Source organism: Geobacillus subterraneus, assembly GCF_001618685.1.
In the GTDB taxonomy this organism is placed as follows: Bacteria; Bacillota; Bacilli; order Bacillales; family Anoxybacillaceae; genus Geobacillus; species Geobacillus subterraneus.
In genome coordinates, this window is the sequence record NZ_CP014342.1 from 2843042 (window position 1) to 2864500 (window position 21459).

General features: G+C 50.2%; 16 protein-coding genes and 1 pseudogene. 5 read left to right on the plus strand and 12 right to left on the minus strand.

The features are described 5' to 3' along the window. Positions 1 to 191 precede the first annotated feature (191 nt). From GS3922_RS13840 to GS3922_RS13855, 4 genes are read right to left on the minus strand one after another with little or no spacing between them, the layout of a single operon-like run. Positions 192 to 1601: a phosphomannomutase/phosphoglucomutase gene (locus GS3922_RS13840; RefSeq protein WP_063166820.1), complete on the minus strand. Its 1410-nt coding sequence runs from the start codon at positions 1599 to 1601 to the stop codon at positions 192 to 194. Then, positions 1552 to 2667 carry a hypothetical protein gene (locus tag GS3922_RS13845; RefSeq protein WP_063166821.1) on the minus strand — a complete coding sequence of 372 codons (1116 nt, stop codon included), beginning with the start codon at positions 2665 to 2667 and terminating at the stop codon, positions 1552 to 1554. Before GS3922_RS13845 ends, GS3922_RS13840 begins: the two co-directional genes overlap by 50 nt. Then, positions 2648 to 3838 (minus strand): glycosyltransferase family 4 protein, encoded by a 1191-nt coding sequence (locus GS3922_RS13850; RefSeq protein WP_063166822.1) that lies wholly within the window; start codon positions 3836 to 3838, stop codon positions 2648 to 2650. Before GS3922_RS13850 ends, GS3922_RS13845 begins: the two co-directional genes overlap by 20 nt. Then, a complete protein-coding gene (locus tag GS3922_RS13855; RefSeq protein WP_063166823.1) occupies positions 3835 to 4878 on the minus strand; it encodes a nucleotidyltransferase family protein in 1044 nt (347 codons plus the stop codon). The genes GS3922_RS13850 and GS3922_RS13855 overlap by 4 nt, the downstream gene beginning before the upstream one ends. A 293-nt stretch (positions 4879 to 5171) precedes the next feature. Between GS3922_RS13855 and GS3922_RS13860 the strand changes: the two genes are divergently transcribed. Beyond that, positions 5172 to 6341, plus strand: a complete 1170-nt coding sequence (locus GS3922_RS13860) for a Gfo/Idh/MocA family oxidoreductase (protein WP_063166824.1) — start codon at positions 5172 to 5174, stop codon at positions 6339 to 6341. A 365-nt stretch (positions 6342 to 6706) separates the two neighbouring features. Further along, positions 6707 to 7243, plus strand: a pseudogene (locus GS3922_RS13865) (methyl-accepting chemotaxis protein); the annotation flags it as partial. A gap of 97 nt (positions 7244 to 7340) precedes the next feature. Here the strand turns inward: GS3922_RS13865 and GS3922_RS13870 are convergent. Beyond that, positions 7341 to 7742, minus strand: coding sequence for a (deoxy)nucleoside triphosphate pyrophosphohydrolase (locus GS3922_RS13870; protein WP_063167419.1), 402 nt, complete (start codon positions 7740 to 7742; stop codon positions 7341 to 7343). 297 nt (positions 7743 to 8039) lie between these two features. On the opposite strand from GS3922_RS13870, the gene GS3922_RS13875 reads away from it, so the two are divergent. Further along, entirely contained in the window at positions 8040 to 8801 is a 762-nt protein-coding gene (locus GS3922_RS13875; RefSeq protein WP_063166826.1) for a sporulation protein, read from the plus strand. Between the two features lie 378 nt (positions 8802 to 9179). Here GS3922_RS13875 and GS3922_RS13880 read toward each other — a convergent pair whose 3' ends face one another. From GS3922_RS13880 to rlmD, 4 genes are all read right to left on the minus strand, one after another. Beyond that, complete coding sequence (locus GS3922_RS13880; protein ID WP_063166827.1) at positions 9180 to 10796, minus strand: carbon starvation CstA family protein; 1617 nt, start codon at positions 10794 to 10796, stop codon at positions 9180 to 9182. Beyond that, positions 10793 to 11326: a DUF8052 family protein gene (locus GS3922_RS13885; protein WP_063166828.1), complete on the minus strand. Its 534-nt coding sequence runs from the start codon at positions 11324 to 11326 to the stop codon at positions 10793 to 10795. Before GS3922_RS13885 ends, GS3922_RS13880 begins: the two co-directional genes overlap by 4 nt. 15 nt (positions 11327 to 11341) lie before the next feature. Further along, positions 11342 to 11632: a CC/Se motif family (seleno)protein gene (locus GS3922_RS13890; RefSeq protein ID WP_063166829.1), complete on the minus strand. Its 291-nt coding sequence runs from the start codon at positions 11630 to 11632 to the stop codon at positions 11342 to 11344. A 237-nt stretch (positions 11633 to 11869) separates the two neighbouring features. Then, a complete protein-coding gene (gene rlmD / locus GS3922_RS13895) occupies positions 11870 to 13258 on the minus strand; it encodes a 23S rRNA (uracil(1939)-C(5))-methyltransferase RlmD (RefSeq protein WP_063166830.1) in 1389 nt (462 codons plus the stop codon). A 235-nt stretch (positions 13259 to 13493) separates the two neighbouring features. On the opposite strand from rlmD, the gene GS3922_RS13900 reads away from it, so the two are divergent. Both GS3922_RS13900 and GS3922_RS13905 read left to right on the plus strand, forming a co-directional pair. Then, on the plus strand, positions 13494 to 13910 hold the full coding sequence (locus tag GS3922_RS13900) for an Rrf2 family transcriptional regulator (RefSeq protein ID WP_033011350.1): 417 nt from the start codon (positions 13494 to 13496) through the stop codon (positions 13908 to 13910). Between the two features lie 83 nt (positions 13911 to 13993). After that, on the plus strand, positions 13994 to 14869 hold the full coding sequence (locus GS3922_RS13905) for an SDR family oxidoreductase (protein ID WP_033011346.1): 876 nt from the start codon (positions 13994 to 13996) through the stop codon (positions 14867 to 14869). 254 nt (positions 14870 to 15123) lie between these two features. Here the strand turns inward: GS3922_RS13905 and GS3922_RS13910 are convergent, their stop codons facing one another. The 3 genes from GS3922_RS13910 to GS3922_RS13920 all read right to left on the minus strand — a co-directional run bounded on the left by GS3922_RS13910 (position 15124) and on the right by GS3922_RS13920 (position 21456). Further along, positions 15124 to 16593: an alanine/glycine:cation symporter family protein gene (locus GS3922_RS13910; RefSeq protein WP_063166831.1), complete on the minus strand. Its 1470-nt coding sequence runs from the start codon at positions 16591 to 16593 to the stop codon at positions 15124 to 15126. Positions 16594 to 16889: 296 nt separating this feature from the next. Then, a complete protein-coding gene (locus tag GS3922_RS13915; protein WP_063166832.1) occupies positions 16890 to 20231 on the minus strand; it encodes a DEAD/DEAH box helicase family protein in 3342 nt (1113 codons plus the stop codon). A gap of 43 nt (positions 20232 to 20274) precedes the next feature. Then, positions 20275 to 21456, minus strand: a complete 1182-nt coding sequence (locus tag GS3922_RS13920; protein ID WP_063166833.1) for a restriction endonuclease subunit S — start codon at positions 21454 to 21456, stop codon at positions 20275 to 20277. Between the last annotated feature and the right edge of the window lie 3 nt (positions 21457 to 21459).

The following is a 21459-nucleotide window of genomic DNA, read 5'->3' on the forward strand; positions in this document are numbered from 1 at the left end:
TAAATCATGTTTTTTATCCTCATCTATTATGAACAAACGAACTGCAAGAAATCAAGTTTCCGCCCCGGCCGAAAGCAAAAACAATCCGGCGCGGCGCCCGCATGAAACAGGCGGCCGACGCCGGGGAAAATCGGTGCCGTCTAGGCTGGTGAACAAGCGGACGGCATGAGCCCCTCCCGCCAGAAACCAAGTTACCAATTGACATGCAGCTCAAGCGCACGCAAACTATCAGCCAGCTGCCGTTTAATTTCTGCTAACGCTTGTTCGGTCTTCGCCTCAGCGCGCAAGACAAGAATCGGCTGCGTGTTCGACGGCCGCACCAATCCCCAGCCCTCATCAAATTGAATGCGGGCGCCATCGACATCGATGATTGGATAACGTCCGGCAAATCGATCTTTCACCGCGGCGATGGCCAACGGTTTTTTCTCCTCTGGGCAAGCGACACGCGTTTCCGGCGTCGCCACATAGTGCGGCACATCGGCAAACCATTCAGAGAGCGGACGCTTGTCGTGCGATAAGAGACAAAGCAGCCGGCCCGCGGCGTACAAGGCGTCATCGTAACCATAAAATTCGTCATTGAAGAAGAGATGGCCAGACATCTCACCGGCAAACGGAATGGACGGGCGGCGCCGCAGCGTCGCTTTTACGTGCGAATGGCCGGTGCGATGGAAAAATGGTTTTCCGCCAAGACGCTTAATTTCTTCCACAAGCGCTTGCGAACATTTTACCTCAACCGGCGCCTCAGCTCCCGGATGGCGCTTAAGAATGTCGCGCCAAAACAATACCATCAGCTGGTCGCCCCAGCGGATTGTGCCCGTTTCATCCACCACCCCGATCCGGTCGCCGTCACCGTCAAATGCGATACCTACATCCGCCTGCTCCTTGCGCACCGTTTGGATCAAATCGGCTAAGTTTTCCGGCACGACCGGGTCAGGATGATGGTTCGGGAACGTCGGATCGGATTCGCAATAGAGCGGAATGACATCGCAGCCCCACTCTTTCAGCACTTTTGGCGCAACGATCGACGGAGTGCCGTTGCCGCAGTCGACGACGACTTTCAGCTTGCGCGACCCGAGCTGGATTTTCTCCTTCAACATCTTGATATATGCCGAGGCAAAGTCAAGCGTTTCCTCGCGCCCGCGCGCCGTTTCCGGAGGCGCCTGTTTTTGGCTCAGCCGCTCCATCGCCCGCCGCAACGCTTGAATGCGTTCACCATAAATCGTTGTTTTCCCCATGGCGATTTTAAATCCGTTCTCATCGCCCGGGTTGTGGCTTGCCGTGACGATCATGCCGCATGCAATGTCTGTGTTGTATAGGCTGTAGTAAAACATCGGTGTCGTCGAAAGCCCGATATTAACGACATCGCAGCCGCCATCGAGCAACCCGTTTTTCAGCGCCCGATGCAATGCCGGCGACGACAGGCGGTTGTCATGGGCGACGACCGCCTTCCGTTCGCCTTCATTTTGCATCATTTCGGCAAAGGCCCGTCCGAGCCAATAAGCAAACGACTCATCGAGCTCCTCGCCGGCACGCCCGCGAATGTCATACTCTTTAAATACGTGTGCCGGCCATGCGAACGGTTTCGTGATCGATGTCTTCATCGAAAACCACCTCCACCGAAATCGATTGAGCGATTGCTGCTGTCAACAAGTATGATAGTGTTGATTCCGCCCCCCGATTCGGGTTCGGGCCGTTCGGACCAAGTCCATCGCAACAGCTGCCGTCGCTTCGATCGGCTAACGGAACGTTGCCATCGTTTTTTCCGTAAAACCAAGCGAGACAGCGGCGGACAACCTCGCGGTACCGCCCGTCCTCCGTCGCCCAATACGCTTCGCGCGCCGCCAAGGCGAGCTTCATCACGTCAAGCGGCTGCTGATCCCAATCGGCGCGGTAGCGGCGGCTGCACCAGCCGCGGTTGCCGACCGGGCGGATCGTTCCCTCCGGTCCGCTCATCATTTGTATTAAAAAGGCGAGACTTTCTTCCGCTACCTCCCTCACCTCTTGCCTTGGCGCACGCCGGTATGCCGTCCAAAGCGCCCACGGCAGCACGCCGTTCCCATAAGTCAGCTCCGGTTCGTACCAACGCCAGCCATCATCCGCATTCGTCCAATACGCCGCAAGCAACCGCCGCTCAAAGCGCCCGGCCAACGTCGCTAATTCCTCCTGATCGACACCGGGGGGGCTTGCCTTCTCAAGCAAGACGCCGCAAGCTGCCAAGCCCCAAGCGATGCCGCGCAGCGAGCGAAGCTCCCACGCCGCCGGCATCCCCCGGCGCAGCACATCCGCAGCCGCCTCGCGCCGCGCCGGATCATTCAGCTGGGTGTACGCTGTCGCCGCCGCCCAAAACGACCGCCCGAAGCAGTCTTCTGACGGCGTTTCCGCTTCTTTCGTCCGGTCGAAGAAAAAATTGTTATGAAATGTTCCATCGTCGTTTTGTGCCCAAAGCAGAAAGGCCAAATACCGGTCAAGCAGGCGGTACAGCCGTTCCGCCATCTCTTGATCCTTAAGCAGGACAAGCCACTCTAAGCACGCCCATATGGCACGGGCGTTGTCATCAGTCGAATAGCCTTCGCGCCGGCGCGGAATGCGGCCGAGGCTATGCTCGAGCAGCCCGGTGTCGTCAGTCATGCGCTCGAGATGGTCGAACTTAATGACTGACAAAGTCAACCGCCTTCACCTCCCTGCTGTTAACGGCAGCGCATACGCGCGCAAATAAGGTGACATGCTGTTCGCCGACGCGCGGCCAATGCGTGTTTGCCCCCATTTGGCGCACGATCCCCTCCCATCGCTTCAGCGCCGCCTCGTCGGCCAACAGCTGCCCGAGCCGTTCTTCCCAGGCGGCCGTATCACCATACGGCAACAACAGCTCTTCACAACCTTGCAACAAATCGCGCGCATGCTCATACGGCGTCGAAACGACCGGACGGCCGACGCCGACCGCATAGGCAAGCGTGCCGCTTGTGATTTGCTGCATGCCCGGGTACGGGGTGACGTATAGATCGCACGCCGTCAAATAATCGATCAATTCCTCTTCGCTGAAATACCGATCTTCCATGTGGACATGGCGCTCAAGCCCTAAACGGTGAATGAGCGATTTCAACTCCTCGCGATATGCTTCTCCTTCCCTCTTTTTCACTTCTGGGTGCGTCTGTCCGGCAATGACATACAGCGCTTCCGGCACCTTGCGCACAACGCCCGGCAATGCGGCCAAGACCGATTCAATCCCTTTGCCGCGGCTGAGCAGCCCAAACGTCAACATCACTTTACGGCCGCTGAATCCGAGGCGTCGGCGAAGCGAATCGCGATTTTCGCTGCTTGGGCCTGGAGCACCGTGCGGAATGTAGACAATTTTTTCTTCCGGCAGGCCAAACGCTTTGACCAAATACGGAATCGCCTGCCGGTTCATGACGATGATCGCATCGCTTGCCGCCGCGATTTTCTCTTGAATCGGGCGATACGGCGGCTCAGGCTCGGCAAATACCGTATGGAACGTCGTCACAAGCGGTTTTTCTAGCACGGCGATGAAATCAAGAATGTATTCGCCCGCCTCGCCGCCGAAAATGCCGAACTCATGCTGCAATAAAACGACATCGATGTCGCTTTCATTCACCCGTTTGGCCATCTCGGCATACGCCGCGCGGTTTTGCGCCGGAAGCGGCCAATACGCCGGGTTGTGGCGGTAGGCGTCATCGCCGTCGCTTTCGTTATAAAGAACAATCACCCGGTCGCCCGCTGACGGCCCGCGGACGCTGTCAATGCTTTGACGAAGATGTTCAGTAAACGTGGCTAATCCGCACTTGCGCGGCGGATATGTACTGACGTACGCAATTCGGGTCATGCTTGCACCGCCTCCTTGAACTGATTAATAATCGAATCTTCGAACACTTCTCCCGCCGGCGTCACCGTCCGATAGCCGAAAATGCTGTTTTGCAAACGGCTGCGGTCACGAATAAGGGAGCGATCCCAGACAATCGTATGCGCGCAATGAACGCGAGCGCCGATTTGACAATGGTCACCGATGACGGCATATGGACCGACGACCGCTTGATGGCCGATTTTTACATTATTGCCAATTAGCACAGGAGGTACAAACAGTACACCCGAACTAATCTTGACATTTTCTCCAACAAACACGCCCGGCTGAATCTCGCGCCCTTTGATCGGCAACGGAAACTCCCGGTTCAAGGCATCCCAATGCACTTGACGGTAACGGGCCGGAGTTCCCATATCGCGCCAATATCCACTGCTGACAATGCCGTAAACGCCGGTGTTTTCTTCGATCAAGCGCGGGAACGTTTCGCGTTCGATCGACACTTCCTGCTCAGCCGGAATGTAGCGCATCACGTCCGGCTCCAAAATATACATGCCGGCGTTGATCCGGTTGGATGGCGCTTCCTCACGGCGCGGCTTCTCGATAAAGCGCAAAATTTGTCCGCGGTCGTTTTGTTCAACTACTCCATAGGAGGACGGATCGTCGACTTCCGTTAAGACAATCGTCGCGATGCCGCCGTGTTGCCGGTGAAAATCAAGCAGAGGAACCAATTGCGGCAAATGCACGATATCAGCGTTAAACACGAGGAATCGTTCGTCAAGCCAACGTTCGGCATTTTTAATCGCCCCGGCCGTTCCAAGCGGGAACGGTTCAAGCGCGTATGTAATTTTGACGTTCAAACCCTTCCCGTCGCCGAAATAACGGCGGATCACTTCTGAACAATGATGCGCAGCGATGACAAATTCATTGACTCCTTGATCGCGAAGATGAAGAATGAGGTGTTCAAGCCATGGCCGATTCGCAATCGGGGCCATCGGTTTGGGGATGTTTTCGGTCAATGGGCGAAGACGCGTACCTAATCCTCCTGCCAGCAACAATGCTTTCATTTCGTCATCCCTCCATATGATTTTTTTCGCAAAAAACAGACACACATTTTGACGGATGAACGAGCGAATGAAAGTGATTCATAAATTGCTAGCACTCATCTATAACGGTTGCTAATAATAATATACATAATATTCCTTCTCTTACGCAAGCAAAATGATTGTCGGGTGGTGTCGATGAATAATTATTCATTGTTTGCAAGTTTAGAAGCTTGGATTCTCTCCCCCCTCCTTTCTTTGCGGTATAATGAATGCCGGTAATGCTATATATATGTGAGGGAGGAGGAGAATACGCCATGATTTCTTCATCTTTCTGTTACCGTGTCGGTATTGCCGGTGCCGGTGCGTTCGCTGAATTTCTCGCCGGCGCGCTCGCACCGCTTCCTTCCTTTCATCTCGCCGCTGTCGCCGGGCGGACGGACGCCAAGCGCCAACGCGTCATCGACGCGTATCTTCGCCGAAAGCCGCAGGCAGGCGATGTGTGCGAATACCACCAAGCAGAAGAACTGATCGCTGATCCGCATGTAGACATCGTCATTCTGACCACCCCACCGCACTTGCACACCCCGCTCGCCAGGCAGGCGCTGGAGGAAGGAAAACATGTGCTGCTCGAGAAGCCTGGCGCCCTTGCAGCCAGGGAGCTTCAAGCCAACCTCGAGCTTGCCGACCGCCAAAATCGGGCGCTGGCCGTCAATCTCGTCTTGCGTTACCATCCGCTTGCGGAGGCCGTTAAACAGCTCGTCCGCCATGCCTTTATGGGGGCTGTCGATTATGCGAGCTTGCACAATGCGGCCCACCGCGTCGCAAAAGGCCACTGGTTTTGGGAGGAACAGCAAAGCGGCGGCATTTTCATCGAGCATGGCGTCCACTTTTTCGAAGTCGGACGCGACTGGTTCGGCGAGGCGGCCGAAGCGCAGGGGTTCGCCTTAACCGATCCGGACGGCACACGGCCGCGCGTCGGGGCCACTGTCATCCATGAACAGGGCGGCCGCCGCATTCCGGTACATTATTACCACGGCTTTACGATGAACCCAGCCGCTCCGGAGTCGACGCATTGGGACGTTCATACGACGCGCGGACGCATCACGCTTGACGGTTGGATTCCGATGCAGCTGTCCGTCTCCGGCCTCGTCTCAACCGATGAGGCGGCGTCTATGGACGCTTTGCTTGATGCCATTCCGAAACAACCGTCCGCTCACGCCATCGAACAAGTCAGGCAAGCGGCCGACCGCCTGTTGCCGTCGGTTCCGCCGTCAGACGCCCCGCGCATCCCGTACGAGCGCACGGTTACGCTTTCGGACCGCCACGGCTGGTACGAGGCGATCGCTCAAGCGCGCTTTCTTGACTTTTGCCGCTTGATCGAAAATCCGAATGAACGCGGTCTTGTCACGCTGCAAGACGCCATCGCCGACCTCGCTTTGGCCGAAGCGTGCACCGCCGCAGAAACATCATCGTCTGCCCGCTAGGCAGCGAAAAAACAAGCCTGTTGGGGCTGCTGTAAAGGCAGCTGTCAACAGGCTTGTTCGCGTTGATTTTCCCGCAATCACGTGTTTTCAATTGACGCCAACCGACATGCGCTTCCCGCTGACTGCGCGTCTTTGCCTTTCACGCGTTTGAAGCGGGAGTCTTCTTTCAGAACTATGGCAAAGAAGAGACAAATAGTAAAAAAGTGCTATGTGTTTTATAAAAAAAGAAAAATAGTAATTTAAATTACCCAAAAAAAAACATGTTACCATATATTTGCAATATCAACCAGGATGCGCCATTAATTCATAAAAGAGTGAAATCATTAGAAAAACGTTCTGAAGAAATTGAGAAAATCCTTGATGTAATCAGCACCATCGCCGACCAAACAAACTTGCTGGCACTAAACGCAGCCATTGAAGCCGCTCGAGCCGGCGAGCATGGAAAAGGATTTGCCGTTGTCGCCGATGAAGTGAGAAAACTTGCCGAGCAGTCGCAATCATCCACGAAACAAATCGAGGAATTGATTGGGAAAATCCAACAAAGCACAACAGAAGTGGTCCGATATATGTCCCGTGTGACCGAAAATGTTGAAGGTGGCCTTCACATTTCTACGCAAACAGCCCAACGCTTTTTACAAATCGTCCAAAATATGAAAGAAGTAGCCCCGCAAATCGAGGAAATCTCCGCGATTGCTGAGCAAATCTCAGCCGGCACCCAGCAAGTCACCGCATCCGCCCATCAGTTAGCGGGTATCGCGCGGGAAAATGCCGCCACATCCGAAGAAGTTGCAGCATCTGCTGAAGAACAGCTCGCTTCTATGGAAGAGATCACATCATCTTCGCAAATGCTCGCTAAAATGGCCGAAGATTTGCGGACATCCGTTCAAAGGTTCACATTGTAGACCATAGCGCGAATCAAAAACGGTTCTTCCTCCGGGAAAAACCGTTTTTCTTTCAATAGAGTCGACGCCCCATTCCCCGAACCGACATCTTTCTCGGCTATGAGCGACTCTTCGCCAACAGCGCCTCAACGGTAGGGAGATCGGCCGGCGCCCATCTAAGGTCACGAAGCTGGGAGAGCGGCACCCACCGAAGCTCGGCATGCTCCCGCGCCCGCGGCTCCCCATCAGTAAGGCGAGCTTCGTACGTCCGCAAATGAACGATGGCGTGTTCATACTCATGAAACACATCAACCAGCAGCTTGCCGACCGAAACGGTGCAGCCAAGTTCCTCACGAACTTCCCGAACTAAAGCCGCTTCTGGGCTTTCCCCTTCTTCCACTTTGCCTCCAGGGAACTCCCAAACGTTCGGCAGCGACATATTTGACCCTCGCAATGCGCATAAAACATCTCCCTGTTCATTGCAGATGACTGCCCCAACGACGTGGATAACCCGTTTCATTGCTGATCCGCCTTTCTCATCCATATGCGCTATTTTAGCAAAAACCGTCTTGTTTTCCAAAATAGTGGAACTCCCTTAGGCATTATGTTACCCTTAACAATGGATAAACAGAAGAAGGAAGGGATAGCGGATGATGAATTGATCAGCCTTGGTGTCGTGGGCGGCCACATATCAGAAAACTTAATCGACAGCGGTTATGTTCTCATCGTCTATAACCGGATAAAAAATGGAACCTTTTTACTAGACGCTGCGTATTCCCGGATGAGGAAGAAACTAATCAACAAGGGGGAGAATCGATTGTTTAAAAAACTGCTAAGCTCTATCGGCATCGGATCCGCTACGGTCGATACGAAACTTTCCAAAGCGCAATACACCCAAGGGGAAACAGTCGAAGGAGTCGTCGAGGTTCGCGGCGGCAGCGTTGAACAGCGCATTGATGAAATTTATCTAGCCTTAGTAACAACGTATATTCGCGAAATCGATGATAAGAAAGTCGAAGAAAAAGCCGTGCTCGCCCGATACAAAGTGTCTGACTCGATGACAATCGGGCCGAATGAAACAAAAACGATCCCGTTCCAATTCGCCTTGCCATACGACGTACCGGTCACGCTCGGCTCTTCCAAAGTGTGGCTGCAAACCGGCCTTGACATTAAAATGGCGCTTGATCCGCAAGACCGGGACTACCTCACCATCGAACCGCATCCGCTCGTCACAGCGTTTCTCGAGGCAGCCCGCCAGCTGGGATTCCGCCTCCGTGATGTGCAATGCGAACAAGCACCGCGCTATTGGCAACGGCGGCTGCCGTTTGTCCAAGAGTTCGAATTTCGCCCGACAGGGGGAGCCTTTCGAGGCCGCCTTGATGAATTGGAGGCCATCTTCTTTGTGTCCGAACATGGAGTGGAAGCCATTTTGGAAATCGACCGTAAAGCGCGCGGATTCGCTGGATTGCTCGCCGAGGCGCTTGACATGGACGAAACACTCGTCCGTTTCACCTATGGGCCGAACGATATCGCATCGTTGCCGCAATTGCTGGCCAATGCCATTCGTCGACATAGCTGAACCAAAAAAGCAAAAGGGGCCATCGGCCTCTTTTGTCCCATAATGAAACAGGTCAACCACTTGACTCTCTCGCGAGTTTTACGCCATTACTGTTTTGACGAACATAGAGCTTTTTTGAGCGAGGAAAGCAGGGGGAACTTACACCGTCCATTTGACCATGAACAGTCCCAACTAACCGCCATGTGTCGCCATCTTGTTCAAAGACAAGGCACAAGCTCTGCCAATAATACTGACGTCTTCTTCACCGTTACAGAAAACTTATAAAACTTTTATAAAGCTCCTAGCCCCCTCCTCTCCCCCTCTAGAACAAATCCCCCTTCAATAGACAACCGTCTACCGAAAGGGGATGTTCAGCAACTCCAGCATCACCTTACTCTATTACGCTTTGACCGTCGTATCTTTATCTTTCGGTTTCGTAAAGGAGCGATACGCTTCAATGACGAGGAAGATACACAAGACAAACAAGATAAACCCACAAACCACAAGGAAAATATTCCCGTTTAAGAAATTCGTTCTCATGAAGACGAGCAATGCAGAAAGCGTCACAATAAACATAAAGATCATCGGGATGATCGTAAACCACGACTTCGTCCCTTTTTTTACAAGCCAGACGCTGACGGCCAGCAACGCCAACGCACCAAGCATTTGGTTAGCAGAACCGAACAGCGGCCATAAATCGCTCCACGTTCCCGAGAGCGCCAGCGCCGCCGCACCGACGACGATCACTCCTGTTGCTATATGAGGGTTGGCAAACGTCTTGGATCTTCCTTCCGCAAACTCTTGCACACCGTATCTCCCAAGCCGTGTCGCTGAATCTAACGTTGTCATGAGAAAAGCTGAAGCCGCCAGAGCGACAAAGGTCGTACCTGCCGCTTCTGGGATTCCGAAATGGCTCATAAAATACCCAAGACCGGCAGAGAAAGCCGGAATCGGCCCACCCAGCTCAACGAGTCGCTGTGTGAACTGCTCCGTCGTCAAATACGCTACCGAGCAGACAACAATCACCGCCAAAAATCCTTCAATCAACATCCCACCGTAGGCGATAAAACGGCCGCTTCGTTCGTTGTCGAGCTGCTTAGCTGTCGTGCCGCTCGCCACCAAGGAGTGGAAACCAGAAATCGCGCCGCAGGCAATCGTAATAAAGAGAATCGGGAACAATGGACCCAACTTCTCATTGTAAAAACCGGTAAACCCGGCAAGCTGAAGTGTCGGATTCGCGAAAAGAACACCGATAAACCCGCCGAGCATCATGCCGTACAACAAATACGAATTTAAATAATCCCGCGGCTGCAACAACAGCCAAACCGGCAACACGGATGCTATATAAGAATAAGCGATCAAGAAAAACACCCAAAACGCAGCGCTCATTTTAATAGGGAAAATCATGCCGGCCCACACGCAGACAAACATGACAATGACGCCAATGACGCTCGCCAACACGAAATTAACGCGCATTTGGTTAACGAAAAAGCCGAACAACATCGCAACGAAAATAAAAAGGACAGAAGCAGTCGCCGCCTCTGGGACGTTCGCAAACGTATCGGCAACCAGCACGATAAACACACCGACAATCAAAATAATGGTCGCCGTGGAGAATGATAAAAACAATGTTTGGCCGCGCTTGCCGATATACCCTTTAATTACTGCCCCGATCGACTGCGCTTTATGGCGGATCGATGCTTGCAATGAGGCGTAGTCGTGCACCCCGCCAAAGAAAATACTTCCCAGCACAATCCATAGCACCGCCGGAATCCAACCGAATACCGCTGCAGAAATCGGACCGACAATCGGGCCGCCGCCTGCAATCGTGGCGAAATGATGACCAAGCAAAACCGGCCGGTTGGTGGAAACATAGTCCTTTCCATCCGCCATCTCCACCGCCGGCGTCGGCCGGTTTGGATCGACCCCGAGCTTCCGGTCCAGATACTTGCCATACGTAAAATAAGCAACGATAAAGGCAATGGCCGAAATCAGCAATAACGTCACCGCGCTCATAGGCTGATTTTATCCTCCCTCATTAAAGTTTCGATCGACTTAACGAACGACCTTCCTTTCGGGTGGATATGCACGGTTTTTTGATCGGGATGGAGGATGGCTACATATGTTTCAACCCACCCATGCCAGCCGAATTTTAAAAATTTTACTTTTCGAAACTTCCTCACCTCCTTCAAAACCGCTTTATCGAGCGCGCCCTCCGCAACAATAAGACCGAGCACAATCGTAGACATATGTTCCGCATCTTCTTGAATAAACCGATGTTTATGTTGATCGATGACATCTTGAAATCGTCTGACAAACTCCAGCGAGACGGGCTCATTTGCGACAGCGGCAAACACAAGCTGTTGGTTTTCTACGCCGTACACTTTAATCTTTTTCATCACCATATACCGTTCGTCTCTTCGTTTGTAATGGGCAATAAACGAAAGGGGGAAATCGCTTGGTTGTTCGTCGCGGTATACATCAAAATATAAGGTGAATTTGTTAGCCAACTCACGGGCAAAACGAGTCAACCGATCTCCCACCATCCATCTTTCCCTTCTTTAAAAATATTTGAACCCTTCCACCCGAATCGTGTTAAAAAAAGGAGAGAGGGCCATCTTTATCTGCAGATGGTTTTGTTTACACTCTAACCCTTTTTCTATAAAACACGTAATCCCCTCTTGCACAATCTTTTCGTAAAGGCTTTCATTTTCAGGCTTTCGAAATTCAATCCAAAGTTCCGATCCCGGGACACAACAATGGGCCGCTTGAAACTTTGAAATGGTCAGTACACCGCCTTTTCTCTTCAACCATTCCCTCGCCTTGTCGTCGATGGAAACGGAGTAATCCACCGCTCATCCCGCCTTATTAAGAATTGATTATTTTTTCTGTATATTCAGCACATTATATTATACATTCGTACAGTCGAAAAATATAACCTTTTTCTTCCGCTTCCGATCGAAACAATCGCGAATATGGGCCGTTTTTTGCTATTATCCCCTTATGCCACGCCGGGAGGTGAAAGACTTTCCAATCGACAATCATAAAGCCCGTTTCCCCCTCACTTAGGGGAACGGGCTTTTCCTGATTTATGATGATTTGACAAGCAACGCACAGCACTCGACGTGCGCTGTATGGGGAAACATATCGACCGGTTGAACGGTTTTCAATGTATAGCCGAACGGAACGAATTCCGCAATATCGGCCGCAAACGTCTCCGGATTGCACGAGACGTACACGACCCGCTCCGGCTGGGCCCGGCCGATTTTTCGCATCACTTTTCCGCCCGCGCCGGAACGCGGAGGATCCAAAAGCAACAGCTCCGGCCGCCCGAACTGCTCCAACACTTCATCAATCCCGCGCCGCGCATCCCGCGCCAAAAAGTACGTATTGTCAATGCCGTTGTCTTTCGCGTTTCGTTTCGCCGACTCGATCGACGTTTCCACAATTTCAATGCCCGCCAACGCCTTCACCCGCTTGGCGAACGGCAAGGAAAACGTGCCGACTCCGCAGAAGAGATCGATCATTTTCTCATGGGGCTTGGGCTCGCCCATCTCCAACGCCAGTTCAACCAATTTGGCCGCCTGCACCGGGTTCGTTTGGAAAAACGTATCAAACCAAAGACGGTAGCGGAACCCGCACAATTCATCGTAAATGAAATCCCGTCCGGCCAGCACGTGCGTTCGTTCCGCCTGGGTGCGGTCGGCCCACGCCCGATTCTCCAGCCAAAGCAAACTTTTCACGTCCGGGAGCGCCTTCGTGATCCGCTCCGTCAAATCAGCCGCCGCTTCTTTCAACTCCCCTTCCGGCGCCTCGGTCGCAAAGAGCGCCACCATCACCTCTCCTGTCGCAAACGACTCGCGCACCATGACGTGGCGAAGCAGCCCTTCATGGGTGTCTTTGTGATACCCAGGCAGCTGATGATCGCGCGCCCAACGCGCCACCTCCATAGCGGCTTTGACGATCTTCTCGCCGGCAATGAGACATGTCTCCAACGAAATCACTTGCCGGAAATTCCCTTGCTCGTGCAGTCCAAGCAACCCTTCCGGAGAAAACGTAAACTCCATTTTATTGCGGTAATGCCACGGATGTTCCATGCCAATCGTATCGCGGACAACGCCAGGGTCAAATCCGTGCTCTTTCAAGAGCGTCTTGACATGCTCCGTTTTATGGCGCAGCTGCCCTTCATAGCGCCAGTGCTGCCAGACACAGCCGCCGCAGCGGTCAAAGTGCGGACACGGCGGATCGAGCCGCTCTGGATGCCGCTCGATCACTTCTTCCACTCGGGCATGGGCCCTCCGGCGTTTCGGCCAATCGATCAAAACCCGCACCTTTTCACCAGGAAGCGTGGACGGAACAGTGAGTTTGAGCTTTTTTCTCCTCCCTTCTTCTTCCTGCCAAACGACCGCTTGTCCCGCTCCTTTTTTATCCAACTGATGAATGTCCGTAATGAACGATTGTTTTCCGCTGTCTGTCAATGGCTTTCCTCCTTCCGAGATGAACGATGTTGTCACCCTTTATGTATTGTACACGATCAGTGGACGAATCCAAAGCACCTTTCCGTCACGGCGTCAACCCCTCTTCTCTCCGGCGCGGCCTTTGGCGGGGATTTATCCCTTTCCGACCGGAAGCACGATTGATCCAAAACGGCCAGCACCAAAGTTGACTTTTCCTGAAGATATAACTATAATGGTTACAACGGTGGTGTTTTACGTGAAACAAATTAGCACACGATTTTCGATGGCCGTGCACATCCTTTGCTTGCTTGCGACCAGCCCGGCCGATTGCACCGGAGATTTCATCGCGCAGAGCGTCAATACAAACCCTGTCATCATCCGTCGAATTATGGGCATGTTAAAAAAAGCGGGGTTGGTTGACGTCCGCCCCGGAGTCGGCGGCGCTTCGCTACGCAAACCTCCCGACCAAATCACGCTGTTAGACGTGTATCGGGCCGTCCGTGTCGTGGAAACGGATCAACTGTTTCGCATCCATGAACATCCGAACATTCAGTGCCCGGTCGGGCGGAATATCGAGGCGGTTCTGCAAGCCGAACTGAAAGCGGCGCAGGCGGCCATGGAAGAGCGGCTTTCGCAAACGACGATCAGCCGGCTGATCGCTCAATTTCAATAATAAAAGCTCTTAACAGGGCTTTTATTTATACATCGGTTGTAACCAAACTGGTTATAACAAAACAAATGAGGAGGTCTAGGCGTATGAACATATTAGTCACCGGGGCAACCGGAAAATTAGGAACGAAAGTCGTCGAAACGCTGTTGAAATCCGTGCCGGCTCACCAGCTGGCCGTCAGCGTCCGCCAGCCGGAAAAAGCCGAACATCTTCGGGCCCGCGGAGTCGACGTTCGCCATGGCGATTTTGACCGCCCCGAAACGTTGGAGACAGCCTTTCAAGGGATTGACCGGCTGTTGATCATCTCCACCGACGGAGACAACGAAACAAGAATCCGCCAGCACACAAATGCCGTCAACGCCGCCCAACGCGCCCAAGTCGGATTCATTGCGTACACAAGCCTGGCGAATGCGAATGAAAGCCGGCTCGCCTTGGCCGAAGTGCATCGGGTGACGGAAGAAGCCATCGCAAACACCGGCATTCCGTACTCCTTTTTGCGCAACAACTGGTATTTGGAAAACGAAATCGGAACCGTTCAAGCCGTCCTCGCCGGGGCGCCTTGGGTGACATCAGCCGGGACAGGCAAAGTCGGCTGGGCCCTTCGCCAAGACTACGCCGAAGCCGCCGCTGCCGTCCTCGCCGGAGATGGCCATGAAAACACAATTTACGAACTTTCCGGCCCCCTCATGACCCAAGAAGAACTCGCCGCCGCCCTCGGCGCCGTCTTAGGCAAAGACGTGCCGGTGCAACAAGTCGACGATGCTGCCTATGCTGATATCATGAAAAAGGCTGGTTTGCCCGATCCGCTCGTGTCGTTTCTCGTGGACATTCAACGCGGCATCCGCGAAGGCTCCTTAGAAATCGAAAGCAACGACTTTGAAAAACTGCTCGGCAGACCGGTGACGCCGATTCACGACGCGCTGGCCCAACTTGTTCGTGACCTAAAGGGAACAACCCATTAATTTCCACAAAAACCGGCCCTGCGGCCGGTTTTTTTACGAAACAAACTTCCTCCCCCTCTCCCCTTTTCCATCTTCCCGACCGCCATCCCCGTCAGCTCATCAACCGTTTCGTCATCATCTCCTGTTTCCAACCTTTTTTTCAATATCTGCTTTGCCTAACAGGATTCCAAAGCGGCCATTCCCAGGATGCCGGACGCACAAAAACGGTGTCCCGAACGCAGCGGGACACCTCCAACTCTACAACGTATGATGGCTTATAACGCTTGTTCCTTCTTTTCGTCCACTCTCGTATACCCATTTTCCCAAAATGTCGCGTTCTTGATCCCGTATTTTGACGCATTGAATTCCGGATCCTTGCCTTGCTTCAGCTGCTCCTCATAATCTTTTAGCGCAATATAGGCCGGTTTAAACAACAACAAGATCGCGATCAAGTTGAGCCAAACCATGATTCCAAGCCCGATGTCGCCCATCGCCCACGCCGTCGTCGCCGTTTTGACCGTTCCGTAGAAAGTGGCGGCCAAAAAGATGACTTTGAGGGCAAAGAAGGCCATCCCCCTCTTTTCACTGCGCACCAGATAAGCGAGGTTCGTCTCGGCAATATAGTAATAGGCGTACATCGTCGTAAACGCAAAGAAGAAAAGGGCAATCGCAATAAACGCCGAGCCAAATCCCGGGAAGAGGGTGTCCACCGCCGCTTGCGTATACCCTGCACCCGGTTCTACCCCTTCAAGGTTGACGACAATCGGCTCCCTGGTTTTTTCATTAATGACATTATACTGGTTAGTAAATAAAATCATCAGTGCAGTCGCTGTCACGACTAAGAACACATCCAAATAGATTGAAAACGCTTGCACAAGCCCCTGCTTGGCCGGGTGGGATACTTCCGCCGCCGCCGCCGGATGAGCGCCTGTCCCTTGACCAGCTTCATTGGCGTAAAGGCCGCGTTTGACGCCCCACATCACGGCCGATCCAAGAATTCCGCCAAACACTTGATCAGCGCCGAACGCGCTTTTGAAAATCAGGCCAAAAACATCGGGGACTTTTTCAATATTCACCGCAATGATCGCAATCGCGACCAACAAATAGCCAACTGCCATAAACGGAACGACAATTTCCGCCGTTCTGGCGATCCGCTTCACCCCTCCAAAAATCGTAAAACCAAGAATCGAAATGACAATAATTCCTGTAATCAGCTTCGGAATGCCAAACGCATTCGAAAAGCTGTCGGCAATCGAGTTTGCTTGAATTCCCGGCATCAGCACCGCCATCGAGAGAATGATCGCCGCGGCAATCACAACCGCAAACCATTTCCAGCCAAGGCCCTTTTCAATATAGAAAGCTGGCCCGCCCCGGTACTGCCCGTCTCGTTCCTCTTTATAAATTTGCGCCAGCGTCGACTCGACATACGCCGTCGCCGCACCGATAAACGTAATGACCCACATCCAAAAGACAGCGCCCGGTCCCCCGTAGGCAATCCCCGTTGCCGTCCCAGCGACGTTCCCGACCCCAATGCGGCCGGATAAAGACATCGTTAACGCTTGAAAGGACGAGACCCCCGCGTCAGAGCCCTTCCCGGTCGTCACAAGCCGGATCATCTCTTTCACATGGCGAATTTGCAGGAAACGGGTGCGAATGCTAAAATACAAACCACAACAAACAATAAAACCAATTAAGAAAGGACTCCATAATAACCCGTTCACCGTTTCGACCATTTTTTCAACCAAACAAATCCCTCCTATATTTTTGTTGTATAACACGAGCCCAAATTATATTATAAATATCACAAATTTTTGTTTCAATAATTTTTTATAATAGGTTTTTTATATATTTTCTGGATATATCCCGCACTTCTCACCTCAGCATTACAAGAACAAAGGACATTTTATTTAGTTTTCTAACGTAACTCAGTATGGATATACTCATTTCGTTCTATACGCATAAGAAATATAAGGCATCTTCAAGACACTTTCAACCTCAAAGATGCCTGAACATCGAAGAAAAACAAAATGGATTACTTTTCCTACGCCCCCGCGATCTCTTCGGAATTTCGGTTAATCTCATCGATAATGCGAATAATCTTGCGCGCGTCGTCCATGTTGTCCTGAAACAGTTCAACGATGCTGCCGACGGTTTTAAACGGTTCTTCCTGCAGCACCCGCTTGTCCATGACTCCATTTTTCACAAAGTAATCGACGATCAATTTGACAAAGCGGCTTTGTTGGATGTTCAACCGTTCGCTTGATAAAAATTCGGAAAACGCTTCGTTGGCGGCCTGTGGGTCAAGGCCGACGATTTGGCGGACGAGCTTTGTAATCGGTGTGTCTCCGAATTCTCTTTTATAATCTTCCTGTGTGCCAAGCTCATTCCAAAGAATATGTTCCAACGTTTTTACGTCTTGGACGGTTAGCTTTTTATTATTTCGCAACTTGTAAATGGCCATCTGGTCGCGGTGTTCGTGCAGATAATGTTCCACCTTTTTCCGATAATTTTTCAGATCATTGACAGTAAACATCGGGCCGTTTTCTTTGACCTCTAAGACTTGGTCTTTAAAGTTCGTATAGTAAATTTTTTGCGTTTCTTTTTCAAGGAATTTGACTAAGTCACGCAACGCTTCGCGAACAGCTTCCAATTCGAAAATATCGGCTTCGCTCCAAAACTCTTCCGTCTGCACCTTTTCGATGATGTATTTTTGTTCCATCACTTGAGGAATGGAACCGAGTTTCGACAACGCCTCTGCGGTGCGAATCACACTCCGAATCGGCTTCGTCGCATTTTTCGTTTGCAGCTTCGCCAATTCGATCGTGTACATAAGCAAATCAAAGCGTTTCGCAAATTCATCGTCATTTAACGGGACAATCAACGGCGAAAGATGTTCTTTAATCTCATGAACATCGAGCGCCGTCAAACCATTCCACGCTTCCCTGTTTTGGAACTTGTGCACATACTGGATGTGCTGGCGCACGCGGAAATTTTCTTCATTGAGCTGACGAATTTCCGCCAGCACTTCGTCAATCAACTCATTGCGATGAGCAATATAGTCCTCTTCTTGGTGCTGTAAATGCTGCAATTCGTGAATGATGTCTACCTTCGTGTTAAACAGCCGCTCCGTTAAACTTTCCACCGCTTTTCCTTCGATTCCTTTCGGATTTTCGCGGAAAAACGCAAAGTTGCCGCAATAGTCGAAAATCAAAAAATGCGTTTTATCTTGCCCGGCTCCGAATAAGTCTTTGCATAAACGGGTTCCGCGTCCAATCATTTGCCAAAACTTTGATTTGGAGCGTACTTTCTTGAAGAACACAAGGTTGACGACTTCCGGAATATCCACTCCTGTATCGAGCATATCGACCGATACGGCAATCTGCGGCCATTTGTTACGGTCGGAAAAATCATCGATTAAGGTTTGGTAGTAGTTCACGCTGTAATCAATGACTCGTGCAAAGCCGCCCTTGTATTCAGGGAACAATTGATCAAAGCGCTCCACGATTCGTTCCGCATGGCGATGGTTTTTCGCAAAAATAATCGTTTTGCCGAGTTTGTCTCCGCCTTCGACGCGAATTCCTTTTTCCATTAAATCTCTCAGTACCGTATCAATCGTATCGTCGTTAAACAGCCATTCGTTTAACGCGGCACTGTCAATATCCTCGCCTACTTCATCATCAAATGTTTCTTCATATCGTTCTTTTTCTTCATCCGATAACTCATCGTAATGAATGCCTTCTTCGAGGAACTTTAATTTTGTTTCAATGGTACGATAATCCACTAAATAGCCGTCCTGAACGGCTTGATCTAACTCATAGGCATAGGTCGGCACACCGTTTTCCAGATCAAACACTTCATACGTATTGCGGTCAATTTCATCTTTTGGTGTGGCGGTAAGCCCAAGCAATATTGCGTCAAAATAGTCAAAAATAGCCCGATATTTCTTATAAATACTGCGGTGGGATTCATCGACGATAATTAAATCAAAATGGCCGACGGTAAAGAGGCGTTTGCCGTCTTTTCGTTTCGCTTCGTCAATCGCGTTCATCATTGTCGGGTACGTCGAAAACACCATGCGGCTTTCCTCTGGATTGTCTTTGTTATCGAGCAAATTGCAAAGCGTCAAGTTCGGAAGCAAATGGCTAAAGCTGTTTTTGGCTTGCGTTACCAGCGTTTTGCGGTCCGCTAAAAACAAAATATTTTTTACCCAATTGTGGCGAGTGAGAACATCGACAATCGAAATCGCTGTCCGAGTTTTGCCGCTCCCCGTTGCCATGACAAGCAATGCTTTGCGCCGTTTGTTCTCGAGCGCGTCACATACGGCTAACACCGCTTCTTTTTGGTAATATCGGTTTGTAATATTGTCATTGATTTTTACATTTCGTAACGGCCGCTTCATCGTGCGGCGGTCTATAAGCAAGCTTAATTCTTCCTTATTGTAAAAACCGGAAACCTTCCGCGCCGGATAGTTAAGGTCGTCCCAAATATACGTTTCAAAACCGTTTGTGTAAAAAATAATCGGACGTTGGCCGTGCATTTTCTCAATGCAGTCGGCGTACAATTTCGCCTGTTGCTTTCCTTTGTTCGGGTCAGCGGTTGTCCGTTTCGCTTCGATGACCGCCAGCGGCTTTCCGTTGTCGCCAAAAAGAACGTAATCGACATAGCCGACTCCTTCTTGATTCGGCATGCCAACGACAGGGTATTCAACAATAACGTCCTTTTTAAATTCCCAACCCGCCAGCTTCAAATCTAAATCAATATATTTCTTTCTTGTTTCCCATTCGCTTAGTTCATCGACTTGGAAGTGGTACTCTTTTGTATTCGCTTCCCGTTTGGCGGTGAGAAGAGCGCGGAGCTGTTCATTTTCTTTCATCATTTCCTCAAGACGCTTGTCTTTGGAGCTTAACCGTTCGTATAAATCTTTTAATTCTTCCGGACGCTCGCGCTTTTCCTCTCCGATTGGCAACAACGATTCATCAAAATCCGTAGCCGTATATTCATCTGAATAACAATAATCAATCCAAGACACAAACTGATGAAGATGATGCAGGGAAAGAATCGCTTCTTCCCTCGTAATCATCGAGTTCGTATGAACCGCGACATTTCCCAGTTTGACAATGTAACGCAACAACGGCAACAAGTCTTCATCAATAATGGACAAAAAGACGTTGTCATGAATCAAACTGGAAAGATTATCTTGATACGGAACTTTCAACGCGCTGTCAAAGCTGTACACCCACTTCACCGCGAGTTCCAGCGCACGGCGCGTTAAAATCGCGCACGTCGCTGGACTCACAACCAAACTTTTCTCCGCTTCTAAACACGCATTCGTAAAGCTCTCATAATGAGGCTTGCCTACTAAAAACTGAAAGTTGGATAACAACAATACCCCTCCCTTGATCAGCGCAAATTCCTTTTACATTTGCTTAATCGTTGAATAACTCTCCCTTAAACGCCCGTTGCATGAGGGAGTTGAAGTTTTTTTCTAACTCAACTAATCCTTTTTTAAAAAGTTCTCTTTGAGATTCTATTTTTTGTACAATCTCAGCAAATTGATCTTGGAGTTGTTTAGGAGGTATATATATTTTTATTGATTTTAGTTCCTCAGCATTGATATTTGCCATCCCTACGATATTTTTAGCCATTGAAAATAAAATACTTTTTCCGTACTTCGAGTTTAAGTACGCAGATATAAACTCGGCATTGGCTTTTTCATTAGGAATTACCTTAACTAAATATCCTGCAAAGGCCATTGGTTTTTCAAAGCGATACACAGCTGTTTTTCCTACTAGTTCTTTACTATTTGTTCTATTAAATAAAAGCTCTCCTTTATGAACCAGATATTTTTCAACTTCCTTATCATCTAAATCAACGTATTTAAGATCTGTGAGATCCCAATGTCCTTCATACGTAATATTGTTCATTCTCAATATAGGATATTTCCCTGTATCCTCGCTTGCTTTTTTGCTTGTACCATATTGTGTTTTTAGAGCTAAATCCTTTATAAAACCCATTGGCCATTTCTTAGGATTAGTAGCTGGATCTCCAAACACCTCTAAAAACACACTTTGCGTTAACTGGTCTAACGCTTCAATTTGGGCTTTTCTTTTAAAAATTATTTCTTCTGCTTGTTTAAGTAATTTAGATATTTTTTTTTGAATCGCTTTACTTGGTAGATCAATATCAATCTCACCGATATCACTTAAACGAATACTTGGATAGGATGAATCCAATACTAGACGACTTGGTGGATTAGCACGAAAAAAATAGTATAGATAATCCGGCTCTATCTCGTTAGAACAAATTATAGCTGCTAAGTGATTTACAATATACGCTTCATGAGTAGTTTTATATACTCTATTTTTTAATATACTCATTCCACTTTTTGCAAATAGAATCGTATTTTCCGGGACAAGAACCATTTTCCTATTTTGGGCAACGCTTTCTTCTATTTTTGGTAATTCCATTAAACTTTTTCCGTTACATAGCTCCTCTAAGTGTCCTGCTCTGATAAAAGGTTTTCCGTTATTCTCGCTAAATTCATTATCTTTAGGAGCTGTACTCCCTGATAACACTTTAGCAATTTTTTTTAGTTTTATTTTCATCATCAA